General features: G+C 70.4%; 11 protein-coding genes. 4 read left to right on the top strand and 7 right to left on the bottom strand.

Going from position 1 to position 13,976, the window contains the following annotated elements:
- Nucleotides 1-56: 56 nt before the first annotated feature.
- Nucleotides 57-1,409 (bottom strand): beta-1,3-glucanase family protein, encoded by a 1,353-nt coding sequence (locus tag OG588_RS40965; RefSeq protein WP_405951654.1) that lies wholly within the window; start codon nucleotides 1,407-1,409, stop codon nucleotides 57-59.
- 268 nt (nucleotides 1,410-1,677) lie between these two features.
- On the opposite strand from OG588_RS40965, the gene OG588_RS40960 reads away from it, so the two are divergent.
- Complete coding sequence (locus OG588_RS40960) at nucleotides 1,678-2,487, top strand: thioesterase family protein (RefSeq protein WP_405951653.1); 810 nt, start codon at nucleotides 1,678-1,680, stop codon at nucleotides 2,485-2,487.
- A 36-nt stretch (nucleotides 2,488-2,523) separates the two neighbouring features.
- Here OG588_RS40960 and OG588_RS40955 read toward each other — a convergent pair whose 3' ends face one another.
- The 5 genes from OG588_RS40955 to OG588_RS40935 all read right to left on the bottom strand — a co-directional run bounded on the left by OG588_RS40955 (nucleotide 2,524) and on the right by OG588_RS40935 (nucleotide 9,810).
- Nucleotides 2,524-3,231 carry a TetR/AcrR family transcriptional regulator gene (locus tag OG588_RS40955; RefSeq protein WP_405951652.1) on the bottom strand — a complete coding sequence of 236 codons (708 nt, stop codon included), beginning with the start codon at nucleotides 3,229-3,231 and terminating at the stop codon, nucleotides 2,524-2,526.
- A gap of 58 nt (nucleotides 3,232-3,289) precedes the next feature.
- Nucleotides 3,290-4,015: a class I SAM-dependent methyltransferase gene (locus OG588_RS40950; RefSeq protein ID WP_405951651.1), complete on the bottom strand. Its 726-nt coding sequence runs from the start codon at nucleotides 4,013-4,015 to the stop codon at nucleotides 3,290-3,292.
- 162 nt (nucleotides 4,016-4,177) lie between these two features.
- Complete coding sequence (locus tag OG588_RS40945) at nucleotides 4,178-6,667, bottom strand: SpoIIE family protein phosphatase (protein ID WP_405951650.1); 2,490 nt, start codon at nucleotides 6,665-6,667, stop codon at nucleotides 4,178-4,180.
- A gap of 148 nt (nucleotides 6,668-6,815) precedes the next feature.
- Nucleotides 6,816-9,200 carry an MFS transporter gene (locus OG588_RS40940; RefSeq protein WP_405951649.1) on the bottom strand — a complete coding sequence of 795 codons (2,385 nt, stop codon included), beginning with the start codon at nucleotides 9,198-9,200 and terminating at the stop codon, nucleotides 6,816-6,818.
- 166 nt (nucleotides 9,201-9,366) lie between these two features.
- Nucleotides 9,367-9,810 (bottom strand): SRPBCC family protein, encoded by a 444-nt coding sequence (locus tag OG588_RS40935; protein WP_266863571.1) that lies wholly within the window; start codon nucleotides 9,808-9,810, stop codon nucleotides 9,367-9,369.
- Nucleotides 9,811-9,990: 180 nt separating this feature from the next.
- On the opposite strand from OG588_RS40935, the gene OG588_RS40930 reads away from it, so the two are divergent.
- The 3 genes from OG588_RS40930 to OG588_RS40920 all read left to right on the top strand — a co-directional run bounded on the left by OG588_RS40930 (nucleotide 9,991) and on the right by OG588_RS40920 (nucleotide 13,313).
- Complete coding sequence (locus OG588_RS40930; protein ID WP_405951648.1) at nucleotides 9,991-11,037, top strand: Rv2578c family radical SAM protein; 1,047 nt, start codon at nucleotides 9,991-9,993, stop codon at nucleotides 11,035-11,037.
- Nucleotides 11,038-11,223: 186 nt separating this feature from the next.
- Nucleotides 11,224-12,807 (top strand): alpha/beta hydrolase, encoded by a 1,584-nt coding sequence (locus OG588_RS40925; protein ID WP_405951647.1) that lies wholly within the window; start codon nucleotides 11,224-11,226, stop codon nucleotides 12,805-12,807.
- A gap of 98 nt (nucleotides 12,808-12,905) precedes the next feature.
- Nucleotides 12,906-13,313 (top strand): RidA family protein, encoded by a 408-nt coding sequence (locus OG588_RS40920; protein ID WP_405951646.1) that lies wholly within the window; start codon nucleotides 12,906-12,908, stop codon nucleotides 13,311-13,313.
- Nucleotides 13,314-13,330: 17 nt separating this feature from the next.
- Here the strand turns inward: OG588_RS40920 and OG588_RS40915 are convergent, their stop codons facing one another.
- Entirely contained in the window at nucleotides 13,331-13,906 is a 576-nt protein-coding gene (locus tag OG588_RS40915; RefSeq protein ID WP_405951645.1) for an adenylosuccinate lyase, read from the bottom strand.
- Nucleotides 13,907-13,976 lie beyond the last annotated feature (70 nt).

The raw sequence follows: 13,976 nt of genomic DNA, 5'->3' as shown, positions 1-13,976 counted from the left end.
TGAAGCGGGGCCGCCCCACCTGACAGGGGCGGCCCCGTTTCGCTGTGCGTCCGTGCCTACCAGCCGACGGCGACCAGCAGCCACTGCGGGTCGGCGTGCGAGATGAACGAGGACTGGCCCGCGACATCGTCGTAAGGGAAGCCGTAGGCAAGCTGGTTGATGGCGTTGTCGTGCCAGAACTTGGCGTAGTAGTTGGCGGGCGCCGCCTTGTAGAACTGCGCCGGGTCGGACTGCTGCGACGCCGGCAGGGTCGCCACATGGCGGTTGAGGGCGGCGCACATGTTGGGGTCGGCGGCCAGCGAGCCGGCGCAGCCGAAGATGTCGGAGGTCGCCGCGTTCACGCCGACCGACTGGGCGTACGACGTGAAGTAGTTGGCGTTGGCGCCACCCGCGCGGAAGCTCGGGTCGCTGCCGGGCGCGATGATCCGGTACGGCGCCTGGGTCTGGGCCAGCACCTTGAACTGGGTCGGCACCGCGTCGGTGAAGCGCTGGAAGGTGGTCGCGCGGTCCTCGGCGAAGGTCGCCCGGTTCTCGCCGACCTCGGTGTCGTAACCGTCCTTGCTGTGCAGGCGCATGGCGAGCTTGAGGCCGAAGGCGTCGACGCGGGTGGTGTTGCCGTTGAAGACGTTGCCGCCGACCGTGAACTCGATGAAGTCGTAGTAGGAGCTGGTGGGCGAGCCCAGGTAGAAGTACATGCGGCCCGCGGAGTTGGCGGGCATGTCCAGATAGGGCTGCTCGGCGATGGAGTGCGTCTGCCCGTTGAAGCTCCAGTACACCTGGCTGTCGGGGTACTTGCCGTTGGTGCGGTTGAGGATCTTCACCTCCACGGCGTTGTTGGCCGCGGGGATGTCGCTGGTGCTGCCCCAGAAGTCGTCGGGCGGGGTGGTGCTTCCGGGGCCGTAGACCTGGAACTCCCAGAGGGAGTAGCCCCATTGGGTGGCCCGGGCGGTGCCGTAGAGGCGGACGTAGCGGCCGCTGCCGGTGACGGTGAGGTTCTGGGTGCCGCCGGTGGCGGTCGTGGTGGAGTAGACCGTGGTCCAGGTGGTGGCGTCGGTGGAGGTCTGGATCTGGTAGCCGGTGGCGTACGCGGCCTCCCAGTTGAGCGAGACGCGGGTGATCTGCTGGACCGTTCCAAGGTCCACCTGAAGCCACTGCGGGTCGGCGAAGGCGGAGGACCAACGGGTGCCGGTGTTGCCGTCGACGGCCGCGCTCGCGGGGAAGGACCCGCTCTCGGTCGAGGACGCGGTGGCGGGCCGTCCTTGGGAGAGCAACTGGTCGGCGGCGCGGGCGGGCGAGGGGCTCAGGGCGGCGAAGAAGGCGACGATCAGGACGACGGCCAGACCGAGAGCGGCACGGGAGCGTACGGCTCCGGTCGGAGGTCTGGCGGAGGTGCCGGCGGACGTCTGCATGGGGGGTCTCCTCAGCGGGTTGGGAGCGCTCTCCCCGGGTTGTAGTCCCGCCCTTGCCCGCCGTCAACAACTGAAGCCGAATGAACGGCAGTTCATCGATGCGCGCGCTCACAGCGGGACTTCTGTTCAGGATCCGACCGCACACCTCACTCCAACCGCCCCCTTTCCTCCATCACTTGACGCGTCCGGTACGGACCTTTCCGCAGGTGGCAGAGTGGTCACCGGAACATCGCACGCACGGCGAGAACAGCCTTGGGAGAGAAGTCCGTTGAACTCCGGAACCCCGGTCCCCGACAGCTACTACGAGCGCATCGACGAACACCGCTACAAGCCCACCGCCCACGCGGGCGGCGCCTGGGACCCCGACGAGCTGCATTTCAGCCCGCTCGGCGGGCTCGTCGTCCACGCCATCGAGCGTCAGTTGGCGCAGCGGCCGGGCGGCGACGGGCTCGTGATGGCGCGGATCAGCTACGACATCCTGGGTCGGCTCGCCCTCGACGAGTGCGAGATCCGGGTGGAGGTCGTCCGCCCCGGCCGCACGATCGAGCTGGTCGAGGCCGTGGTGCTGGTCGCCGACCGGCCGGTGGTGCGGGCCAGGGCCTGGTTCCTCGCCGCGATCGACACCTCCGCCGTGGCGGGCGGCCCCGACGAACGGCTCACGCCTGCCGAGGAGTTGGTCCCCTGGGAGATGAGCGCACTGTGGCCCGGCGGATACATCGCCTCCGTGGACGTACGGCCGCTCGCGCCACCCCGGCCGGGCCGTACGACCGCCTGGATCTCCACCCGGCACACCCTCGTCGCCGGTGAGCCCAGCAGCCCGCTCGCGTCCTACCTCGCGCTCGTCGACACCGCGAACGGCATCGCCGTACGCCAGCCGCCGACCGCCTGGATCTATCCGAACGTCGACCTGACCGTCCACCTGCACCGCCAACCCGTGGGCGACTGGACCGGGTTGGACACGACGGTCACCTTCGGTCCCACCGGTCAGGGTCTGACCAGCACCGTGCTGCACGACGTCAACGGCCCGGTGGGGCATGCGCTGCAGATGCTCACCGTGCGGCCCGCGCCGGAGCAGTGAGCGTGGTTCCGTTGTCGTGCTGAAGCGGGAGGCGTCTCAACTCGCCGCGGAGACCGCTTCCCACGCCGCTTCGGGGTCGAGGCGCAGTGCGGGCCGGGTCCGCTTGAACTCGGCGACCAGCGCCTCGACGTCCGGGAGTCCGTCGACGGACGCGGCGAATCCGCGGAACAGGGTCGCGCAGTACTCGGCGGACAGGAGCGTGGCGTCCCAACGGTCCTCCGGCCACACCCACTGGTAGGTGGGGTGGTGCAGATTGACGAACTGCAGGGTGGCCAGGTCCAGTTCGACCGTACGGAAGGTCCCCTCCTCGACGGCCTCCGCCAGCAGGCCGGTGATCAGCCGCTCGAAGTCGGCGCGTTGCCGCAGCACCCGCTCCAACTCCCGGTCGCCGAGGCTGCGGTAGTCGTGCTCGTAGACCCAGATGTGGTCGAGTCGGCGGAAGATGATCGTCAGCAACGACTCGGACAGCAGCCGCAGTCGCAGCAGGGGAGGCTCGTCGAGGTCCGCGATCTCCTTGGCACGGGCCAGCAGCGGGTCGAGGACCCGCGACTGGATCTCGATCAGCAGGTTCTCCTTGGAGCCGATGTAGTAGTACAGGGCGCCCTTGGCGAGTCCGACCGCGCGGCCCAGGTCGTTGATCGAGGTCGCCGCGTAGCCCTGTCGCGCGAACAGGGCCGCCGCGGTGTCGATGATCTTCTCGCGTCTGACTTCGAAACCCGGCCCATGACCCGGCGGTCCTGGCATGTCCGCTCCCCCTTGCTGTGCCGCGTCCGGCGCCCTGCCCGCGCCCGCTCCCGCCGTCTCAGACCGTACGCCCCACGATCTGCCACTTCGACGGCAGCTCGATGCGCGCGCCGTCCGCCGTGAACTCGGTGGTGATCAGCGGCAGTTCGCCGCTCGCGAGGACGGTGAGGCCGGCCGCGCGCAGGAGTTCCGGCACCTCGTCGTCGGACACCTCGCCGGGGGCGATGCCGTGGCGGAGGACCGGGGCGAGTTTCGCGGGCGGGCCTGCCGGGTCCTGGGCCAGTTCGCCGATGATCGGGCGGGCGGCTTCGGCGAGTTCGACGAGGAAGGCGTGGCCGCGCTCCCCGACCAGCGCGGCGATCCCGTCGGCCACCGCCTGCCGGTCGTCGGGCTCGACCTGGTGCAGTACGCCCCTCATGTAGACGTTGGCGTCGCCGAGTTCGGCGTGCAGGGTCTCGACCTCGGTCTTGTCGGCGACGTCCAGCAGCCGGTACGTCGCCTGCCCCGCCGGGTCCGCGTGCCGGGCGTGGTCGAGGGCGGCGGCGGACAGGTCGACGCCGACGACATGGGTGAACCGGTCGGCGAGGAACCGGGTCTGCGTGCCGTTGCCGCAGCCGAGGTCCACCATCTGGAGGCCGGGGTCACGCAACTTCGGCTCGAACAGGGCGAGATGGAGCCCCACCGTCTGGGCCGCCGCCGCGTCCCAGAAGACGGCTCCTTGTCCATCGGGCGCCTCGCGCCAGAAACCTTCCCAGGCCTCCCGGTACCGACTGGTCACGCTCATGCCCAACTCCCCAGGATGCGAGGCCGTTCCGCCATAAGTGACGGGCCAGTACGGTCTATCGCGCCCCGGTCCTGCTCACAAGCACACGGCGCATTCCTTCACCGCTCATTCGACCGGTGTACGCCGTTGTGCGCCCCTTGTACCCCGACCGTCGCGCCTGCTTCAGCGGCGGGGCAGGGTGAGTTCGAACCAGACGGTCTTGCCCGTGGTCGTACGGCTGGCGCCCCACTCGCGGGCGAGCACGCCGACCAGGTGCAGTCCGCGGCCGAACTCGTCGTCGGGGCCCGGGCCGAGCAGGGACGGCAGGGTGGGGTCGTCGTCGTCCACCTCGCACAGCAGCGTGTCGCCGCGCACCAGGCGCAGTGCGACGCGGCGGCCGTGGGAGTGCCGTACGGCGTTGGTGACCAGCTCGCCCGCCAACAGGGCGGCGTTGTCGGCGAGTTTGGCCAGGCCCCACTCGTGGAGCTGTTCGCGGACCACCGCGCGGGCCCGGCCGGCCTCGACCGGGTCGAGGGTGAGCCGCCATTCGGCGACGTCGTCCGGCTCGATGCCGTTCAGGCGGGCCATCAGCAGTGCGACGTCGTCCTTGCGGCCACCCCGGGTGTTCAGGGTGCGGATGATCGTGTCGCACGCGTCGTCCATGGACGCGGCCGGATGCGCGGCCGACTCGCTGAGCGTCGCGAGTCCTACGCCGATGTCCTCGCCGCGCACCTCGACGAGACCGTCGGTGCACATCACGAGCCGGTCGCCGGGCTCCACGCGCACGCGTACCGCCTCGAAGGGCACCCCGCCGACGCCGATGGGCGCACCGGTGGGCAGGTCGAGCAGCTCGCTGCGGCCGTCGTCGGCGCGCACGATCACCGGCGGGATGTGGCCCGCGTTGGCGATGTGGAGTTCGCTCGCGATCGGGTCGTAGATCACGTACAGGCAGGTCGCGAGGTACGAGTCGCCGAGGCGCTGGGCCAAGTCGTCGAGGTTGCGCAGGAGTTGGGCGGGCGGGAGGTCCATGGCGGCCATGGTCTGCACGGCGGTGCGCAACTGGCCCATCATCGCGGCCGAGTTGAGGCCGTGGCCCATGACGTCGCCGACGACTAGCGCGGTGCGGGCGCCGGGCAGTTTCACCGCGTCGAACCAGTCGCCGCCGACCCGTCCGAGCAGCGTGCCCGGCAGATAGCGGGTGGCGATGTCGCAGCCCGCCATGCGCGCCGGGATGTGCGGCAGCATGCTGTCCTGGAGGGTCTCGGCGACACTCTCCTGGTAGGTGTACATGCGCGCGTTGTCGAGCACGAGGCCCGCGCGGGCGGCGAGTTCGGCGCCGGTGACGCGGTCCATGTCGTTGAACTCGACGCGCTCCGGGTGGCGCAGCAGGATCATGAAGCCGAGGACGACATTGCGTGCCTTGAGCGGGACAACCAGCATGGAGCGGCCGGTGATCAGCGGCCGGATGTCGCGCTTCTCGAACTGCGAGGCGATCATGTGCCCCATCTGCTCGCTGATGCGCGGCACGAGGACGGGATCGCCGGTGGTCATGCACTGGAAGAACGGGGTGTGCGCGGGGAACGGCATGGCCTCGCCGACCGGTACGACGTCGTCCCAGCGGCCCGGTTCGTCGGTGTGCTCCAGGGCGACCCGGTGCCACATGGTGGTCGTGTCCGGCACACCGTCCGGGAACCCCTCACCGGCGACGACCTGTTCGCGGAGGTAGGTGCCGGCGACGTCCGTGAACTTGGGGACGACGGCCTTGCTGACCTCGATGATGGTCTGGGCGAGGTCGAGCGAGGTGCCGATGCGTCCGCTGACCTCGTTCAGGAACTCCAACCGCTCGCGTACGGCGACGTATTCGAGGTCCTCGCCCTCGTCCGCGATCTCCTGCGGCACCGGGAGTCCTTCGGCGACCGCGAGGGCGGCCCGCTCGCGGCGTGCCTTGCGCTCGGCGCGGCGGGCGACGCCCCAGTCGGGGGTTACCGGCACCCGCTCGTTCTGGCTGAACTCCAGGACGGGATAGCCCAGTTCGAGGACCTGCGCGACGATGCGGGCGCTCTCGTCGACGCTCATGCTGGGCAGGATCTCGGGGAGCCTGCGGGCCAGTTCGTCGGCGCCGGGGAAGTCGGTGTGATGCGCGAAGCCGGGCGCTATACGCTCGAAGGCGCCGTCCCCTTCGGGGAGGTCCTGGCGCAGCCCGCCCGCGTCGGCGGCGAGCACCAGCAGCCGTTCCTGTCCGGGGCCGACCAGGGGGTACGCCCACCACAGGACGTCCACGCGGTCTCGCTCGGGGACGGTGAGCCGGGCACGGCCCGCGGCGGGATAGGAGAGCCGTCCGTCGAGGGAGGACTCCAGGTCGGGGCCGAGTCCGTCGTAGGTGGCGAACGCGTCGTAGGGACCGGTCTGTTCGTCCGTGCTGTAGGGACTGGTCTCGTCTTCGTCGGGCAGGGCGCCGGAGACGGGGAGCAGGTCGAGGGCGGTCTGGCCGATGGCCTCTTCCTTGGTGGCGCCGAACAGGCGTCGGGCGCCGCGGCTCCAGTGGGAGACGAGGCCGTCGCGGTCGATCAGGATCACGGCCAGCGGGACGCGGCCCGCGGCGGTGTGCTCCGTCACCACGTCGTCCCCGGCCCCGCGGCCGGGAGCTGCCTCCCGCTCGGTGCCACGGTCCATGACCCAGGCCCTCTCTCCCCACGGCTCCGCAAGATCTGTGCCGCCACTGACCACGCTACGGGGGCGGCCGGTGGCGATGTGTGGCATTCCTGGAATTGGTTCCACTCCATCGCACCGGCGTGCGCCTGCGCGCTCTGTGGGGCAGGAGTCAGTCCTCGTGGCCGAGTTGGAGATCGCGCTCGGTGCGTCCCCCGCCCGCAACTTGGAGCACGGTGGCCACGGGCGGGTACCCGGCGGCGATCACCGTGTACTCGCCGGAGGACAGGTCGATGAACCGGAACGTTCCGTCGGGTCCCGTGGTGAGGGTGTCCACGACGTTGCCCGCCGCGTCCAGCAGCGTCACGCGCGCGTCCTCGACGGGCCGCCCGCCACTCGCCCTGACGGTGCCGCGCAGCACGGCGCCGCCGGCGAGTTCGACGTCCTGGCGGGTCTCGCGGGAGGCCTGGACGCTGACCGGGAGCGCGGCCGGGCGGAACGCGGGCGCGCTGGCCGCGAGGGTGTACTCGCCAGCCACCAACTCGCTGATCACATAGGTGCCTTCGCGCCCACTGCGGGTGCTGGCGACGACCTCGCCGTGCACGTTGGTGAGTGTCACGGCGGCCTCCCGCACCGGGGTGCCGTCCGCGGTCAGCACGCTCCCGGCGAGGCGTCCGGCGCCGCCGAGGACGACGTCCAGCTCGACCGGCCGCTCGCCGACGGTCACGGACACCGCCTGCGGCTGGTGCCCACCGGCCGCCGCGATCAGGACGTACGACCCGGAGCCGGGCGTCGACAGCGCGTACCGCCCGTCCGCGCCGCTGGCGCCGCGCCCGATCTGCTGCCCGGAGACGTCGATGAGGGTGAGCGCGGCCCGGGGTACGACGGTCCCGTCGGGGTGCTGCACTGTGCCGCAGACGGGAATTCCGGCGGTGTGCGACGAACGGGCCTGCGGGATCGGCGAGTTGAAGGGCGCGGCCTCGGACGTCTCGGCGGGGGCGTTGTGGGACACCAGGGGTTTCTCCTTGAGGAAGAAGGCGATGAGCAGGCCGAGGGCCAGCACCGGCACCAGGTAGAGGAAGATCCGCGGCATGGCGTCGGCGTACGCCTGGATGTAGCCGTCGCGCAGCGCCGGGGGCAGCGTGTGGACGAGCTGCGGGGTGATGGACTCGGGGTCGGGCAGACCGGCACCCGCGGGGATGCGGTCGCGCAGCGCGTCGGTGAGCCGGTCGGCGAACAGGGTGCCGAAGATGGCGGCGCCGACGCTGCCGCCGATCTGCCGGAAGTAGTTGTTGGCGCTGGTGGCGGTGCCGAGGTCGGCGGGCCGTACGGAGTTCTGCACGGCGAGGACGAGGACGGGCATCACCATGCCGATGCCGGCGCCGAGGACGGCCATCCAGAGGCTGTACTGGAGCCGGGAGGTGTCGACTTCGAGGCGGGACAGCAGCCACATACCCAGGGTCGCGAGGGCGCTGCCGAGGAGGGGGTAGATCTTGTAGCGGCCGGTGTGGCTGATGAGTTGGCCGGAGATGATCGACGCGCCGACGATGCCGCCCATCATGGGCAGCATCAGCAGCCCCGACTCGGTGGCGCTCGCCCCGTCGACCATCTGTAGGAAGGTCGGCAGATAGCTGGCGGCCCCGAACAGCGCGACCCCGATCACCAGGCCCACGAGGGCGGTGACGTTGAAGACGGCGTCCTTGAACAGCCGTAGCGGGATGAGGGGTTCGGGCGCGAAGCGCTCGGCGACGAGGAAGAGGACCGCGGCGGCCACGGCTCCGGCGCCGAGCCCGAGGATGACGTGCGAGCCCCAGGCGTACTCGGTCCCGCCCCAACTGGTCAGCAGGACCAGGCACGTTGAGGCGGCGGCGAGCAGCAGCGCGCCGAGGAGGTCGAGGCGTGCCTTGACGGTGGGCTTCGGCAGTTTCAGTACGACGGTGACGACGGCGAACGTCACGACGCCGAACGGCACGTTGATGTAGAAGCACCAGCGCCAGGAGAGGTGGTCGGTGAAGTAGCCGCCGAGCAACGGACCTGCCACGGAGGCGAGTCCGAAGGTGGCGCCGATCAGGCCCATGAACCGGCCGCGTTCCCGGGGCGGCACGATGTCCGCGATGATCGCCTGCACGCCGATCATGAGTCCGCCCGCGCCGATGCCCTGCACCGCGCGGAACGCGATGAGTTGGTCCATGGACTGGGCGCGGCCCGAGAGCGCGGAGCCGATGACGAAGACACCGATCGCGAACTGGAACACGCTCTTGCGGCCGAGGAGGTCGCCGAGTTTGCCGTAGACCGGGAGGCCGACCGTGGAGGTGAGGAGGTAGGCGGTGATCGCCCAGGACATCTTGTCCAGGCCGTGCAGTTCGCCGACGATCTTCGGGAGCGCGGTGGCGACGATCATCTGGTCGAGGGCCGCGAGCAGCAGCGCGAGCATCAGGCCGAGGAACACCAACCGCACGCGGCGCGGGCTCAGTTCGGCCTTGTCGACGGGTGCGGGGACGGGTGTCTCCGGGGGCGCCGGGGCCTGTTCGTCCTGCACCAGAGTCGTCCCGCCCACGTACCGCTCCCCTCGTCGCGCCTGCCGCACAATTCCCGCTTAAGGCGACAACTGTGAGCAAGCGCGACGAGTTACGGCGTACGCCCGGCTCGAACGGAGATCCACTCGAACCGGTGAGGGACGCGGCCAGAGCGTCAACGCGCCCTGGCGGCTTGGCCCTTGGGGCCTACTTCTCGACCTCGGCGGCGAGCCGGTCGAGGACCAGGTCGTAGATGCGGGCGAGGCCCTTGGGGGCGAAGGTGCGCTCGAAGAAGCCGCCGATGCCGGTGGCACCGTTCCAGGTGCTGGTCACGACGACGCGGGACTTGCCCTCGCCGGCCGGGGTGACCCGCCAGGTGGTGACCATGGTGGAGTTGCGGTCCTTCTCGACCAGTTCGCCGTCGGTGGGCTCGCTGACCTCCAGGAGGCAGTCGCGGACGCGCTTGCTGGTGGCCTGGAGCTTCCAGTGGACGAGGGTGCCCTCGCCGTCGCCGCCCTCGCGCACCTCGTACTCGCTGAACTGCTCGGGCAGCACCTTCGCGCGCGTGCCGCTGTAGTCGGCGAGGGCGTCGAAGACAGCCTCCGCGTCGGCTGCGACGACCCGCTCGGTAGTCGCCTCGACCTGCGCCATCGGTTTCCTCCAGGACATGAGTCAGGACATCGGTTCTCGGGGTCGGGGCAAGCCAACCACCCCCGCCCACGGCCACCCAAATCGGGGTGCCTCAAGGCGTCCGAAGCGATCGGGAATGACACTTGCACAGTAATTCGAACAAGTGTTTCACTCGGAGGGCAGGCCTACTTAGGAGGCGTCATGCGCTGGGAGAACCTCACCGTCGAGTCCGGCAGTCACAGCCGGGCGGCCGACGCCGCGCTGTTCGGCGCGGACGCCGTGGTCAGCCGTACCTTCGACACACCCGAGTTCCGCGGGATCACCTTCCACGAGGTGCGGGCCCGCTCGATCATCAACCGGGTGCCGGGGGCCTCCCGGATGCCCTTCGAGTGGACGGTCAACCCGTACCGGGGCTGCTCCCACGCGTGCGTGTACTGCTTCGCCCGCAAGTCGCACAGCTACCTGGACCTCGACACCGGCCTCGGCTTCGACTCGCAGATCGTGGTCAAGGTGAACGCGCCGGACCTGCTGCGCCGCCAGCTCGGCTCCCGGCGCTGGCTGGGCGAGCACATAGCGATGGGCACGAACGTCGACTGCTACCAGCGCGCGGAGGGCCGCTACCGGCTGATGCCGGGCATCCTCGGCGCCCTGCGCGACCACGCGAACCCCTTCTCGATCCTGACGAAGGGCACGCTGATCCTGCGCGACCTGGACCTCCTGGTGCAGGCCTCCGAGGTCACCGACGTCGGCATCTCCGTCTCCGTCGGCTTCACCGACCCGGCGCTGTGGCGCACGGTGGAGCCCGGCACGCCCTCGCCGGAGCGGCGCCTGGACGCCGTACGGACCCTGACCGAGCACGGCATCGACGTCGGCGTCCTGATGGCCCCGGTGATCCCCTTCCTGAGCGACCACCCGGCCCAACTGCGCGCCACCGTAAGGGCGATAGCGGCCTCCGGGGCCTCCTCCGTGACTCCCCTGGTGCTGCATCTGCGGCCCGGCGCCCGGGAGTGGTTCATGGCGTGGCTCGGGCAGCACCACCCGCATCTGGTGCGCCGTTACGAGCGGCTGTACGCGGAGGGCGCGTACGCCCCGAAGTGGTACCAGCGCCGGATCACCCGTCAGGTCCACGACCTGGCGCAGGAGTACGGCATCGGTCCCGCGCGCGCGGGGATGCCGCGCCGGATTCCCGAGCCGCCGGACCCCGCGGACGAGCCGGTGTCCGAGCCGACGCAGCTCTCGCTGATCTGAGGGTGTTCGTCCCTGAGCCGATCCGGGGGCGCTTCTCACCGAACCGAGGGCGTTCGAGCGCATCCGGCGGCCCAATAGGGTCAAGTATCGGCTGAACAGGTTCTTCCGCCCCGAGATTTCGGGACTATGCGGCGAGGACGGACCGCGAAACCCGCTGTCCGCCGCCTCTCCGTCCTGGGAGGACGTATGAGAAAACGCGCAGCCGTACTGTGCGGTGCCGCCGTCGTCATGGCCGGGACGGTCACCGCGCTCCCCGCCGACGCGAGCACCGCGCACCCGACGACCACCACCGTCCAGACGGCGAAGCTCAGCTGGAAGAGCTGCGCCACCACCGATTACCCGACGCTCCAGTGCTCGAGCGTCAAGGTGCCCCTGGACCACGCGAACCCGCACGGCAGGCAGATCTCGCTCGCCCTGTCCCGCGTCCCGCACACCGCGAAGACCTACCAGGGCCCACTGCTGGTCAACCCCGGCGGCCCCGGCGGCAGCGGGCTGACCCTCGCGGGCTTCGTCGCGTCCTCGCTGCCCAAGGCGGTGGCGTCCCAGTACGACGTCATCGGCTTCGACCCGCGCGGCGTCGGCAAGAGCACCCCCGCCCTCGACTGCAAGCCCGGCTACTTCAACCCGGTCCGCCCCGACTCGGTGCCGAGCACCCCGGCGCTGGAAAAAGCCAACCTCACGCGCGTGAAGGCGTTCGCGGCGGCCTGTGGCAAGAAGTACGCGAGCGTGCTGCCGTACATCGACACCATCAGTGCAGTGCAGGACATGGACTCGATCCGGGCGGCGCTCGGCGCGAAGAAGATCAACTACTTCGGTTACTCCTACGGCACCTACCTGGGCGCGGTGTACGCGAAGCTCTTCCCGGAGCGCGTACGTCGCCTGGTCCTCGACTCCATCGTCGATCCCACGGGCGTCTGGTACGACGACAACCTCGGCCAGGACTACGCCTTCAACGACCGCCAGCAGGCGCTCATGGCGTGGATCGCGAAGTACGACTCGACGTACAAGCTCGGCACCGACCCGGCCAAGATCGAGGCCAAGTGGTACGCGATGCGGAAGGCACTGGCCAAGAAGCCGGCCGGTGGGAAGGTGGGCGCCTCCGAGCTGGAGGACACCTACATGCCCGGCGGCTACTACAACGGCTACTGGCCCTACCTCGCCGAGGCGTTCGCGGCGTACGTGAACGACAAGAACGCCGATCCGCTGGTCGAGGCGTACGACAACTTCGCCGCGATCGACGCCTCCGGGGACAACGGGTACAGCGTCTACACCTCGGTGCAGTGCCGTGACGCGTCCTGGCCGCGCGACTGGAACCAGTGGCGCAAGGACAACTGGGCGGCCTACGACAAGGCGCCGTTCATGACCTGGAACAACGCCTGGTACAACGCGCCGTGCGCGTTCTGGCCGACGCGGACGAAGCAGCCGCTCAACATCGCCAACGGCAAGCTGCCGCCGGTGCTGCTCTTCCAGGCGACGAACGACGCGGCCACTCCGTACGAGGGCGGCGCCACGGTCCACCAGCTCCTGGCCGACTCCAGCTTCGTGGTCGAGCAGGGCGGCGGTAACCACGGCATCACGCTGAGCGGGAACGCCTGCCTGGACAAGTACCTGGCGACGTATCTGACCAACGGCAAGGTGCCGCGCAGTGGCGGCGAGATCGACGCGGTGTGCCAGAAGACGCCGGACCCGAAGCCACTGACCACGGCGAAGTCGGCGACGAGCACGGCACATGGCTCGACGCTGCACGGCTTGTTGGGCTTCCGCGGCTGAGCACAGCTGAGCAGGGCTGAGTACTGCCCACCGTCCCCGTCGGTCCGTCGGGGGCGGTGGGCATCCTTGTTGTCAGACCCATGGTCCACGATGGACGCATGAGTGAACTGACGAGGATCCCCGCCCCTGCCGGCGTCGCCCCCGCGACGGCCTACACGCACGTCGTGACGGGCACCGGCCGCTTCGTCGCGATCTCGGGTCAACTCGCCCTGGACGAGGACGGCAAGCTCGTCGGCGAGGGCGACCCGGCGGCACAGGCCCGCCAAGTCTTCGAGAACCTCCGCCGCTGCCTCGCCTCAGCGGACGCCACCTTCGACGACGTGGTCAAACTGACCTACTTCGTCACGGACATGGCCCACATACCGACGATCCGCGAGGCCCGCGCGGCGCACATACCCGACGACCGACTGCCCGCCGCCTCGGCCGTGCAGGTCGCCGCGCTGGTGCGACCGGAGTTCCTGATGGAGATCGAGGCGTTCGCGGTGGTGGGCGGACAAGACGCATAGGGGACGGGGCGAACTGCTCACCGCTGCCGGGGAATCCGCCCCAGCGCATGCACCGCCGCCTCCGCCAGCGCCGGGTGCGCGAGGGCGTCGTTCAACACCGGTCTGGCGCGCGGGTCGGCCAGTTCACCCAGGCCCTGCACGCAGGCGAGGGCCACGCGGCGGTACGGGTCGTGCGGGCGGAGGCGGCGCTGGAGGGTGGTGATGAGGGCGGGGACCGACTCTGGGGCCCGGAGGTCGGCCAGGAGTCGGACGGGGTGCAGGGCGTAGGCGACGCGGAGTTCGTTGGTCGCGAGGGCGGCTGCCGCGCGGGCGGTGCGGGGGTCGTCGAGGCGGGCCAGGGCGTACGCGGCGGAGGCGCAGCGGGGTGGGTCGCGGTGGTTGAGGAACAGGACGAGGGACTCGAAGGCACGCCGGTCGCCCGCGAGGCCGAGGCGGAACGCGGCCAGCTCCCTGGCCCACAGCGGATGGCCGGGGGCGGTGAGCACGTCAGCCAGTTCGTCGAGGCCGCCGGTCGCCGCCAGATGCTCGTACGGCGCCGTCCCTCCCGACTCCTGCCGTAAGCGCTCCGTGAGTGATCGCAACTCTTCGTCCATGAAGCCGAGCCTAGGCGGGTCGTGAGAGGGGCGGGACGTACATCACAAACTCCGGGGGCTGGCGCGCTCG

The sequence above is a fragment of the Streptomyces prunicolor genome, from assembly GCF_045162825.1.
GTDB classification, from domain to species: Bacteria; Actinomycetota; Actinomycetes; order Streptomycetales; family Streptomycetaceae; genus Streptomyces; species Streptomyces prunicolor.
Note: the sequence above shows the minus strand (reverse complement) of the source record. Positions and strands in the feature narration are given on the sequence as shown.

Coding starts and splice junctions, on each gene's coding strand:
- OG588_RS40965 (WP_405951654.1), bottom strand. CDS start 1,409: ATGCAGACGTCCGCCGGCACCTCCGCCAGACCTCCGACCGGAGCCGTA.
- OG588_RS40955 (WP_405951652.1), bottom strand. CDS start 3,231: ATGCCAGGACCGCCGGGTCATGGGCCGGGTTTCGAAGTCAGACGCGAG.
- OG588_RS40950 (WP_405951651.1), bottom strand. CDS start 4,015: ATGAGCGTGACCAGTCGGTACCGGGAGGCCTGGGAAGGTTTCTGGCGC.
- OG588_RS40945 (WP_405951650.1), bottom strand. CDS start 6,667: ATGGACCGTGGCACCGAGCGGGAGGCAGCTCCCGGCCGCGGGGCCGGG.
- OG588_RS40935 (WP_266863571.1), bottom strand. CDS start 9,810: ATGGCGCAGGTCGAGGCGACTACCGAGCGGGTCGTCGCAGCCGACGCG.
- OG588_RS40930 (WP_405951648.1), top strand. CDS start 9,991: ATGCGCTGGGAGAACCTCACCGTCGAGTCCGGCAGTCACAGCCGGGCG.
- OG588_RS40925 (WP_405951647.1), top strand. CDS start 11,224: ATGAGAAAACGCGCAGCCGTACTGTGCGGTGCCGCCGTCGTCATGGCC.
- OG588_RS40920 (WP_405951646.1), top strand. CDS start 12,906: ATGAGTGAACTGACGAGGATCCCCGCCCCTGCCGGCGTCGCCCCCGCG.
- OG588_RS40915 (WP_405951645.1), bottom strand. CDS start 13,906: ATGGACGAAGAGTTGCGATCACTCACGGAGCGCTTACGGCAGGAGTCG.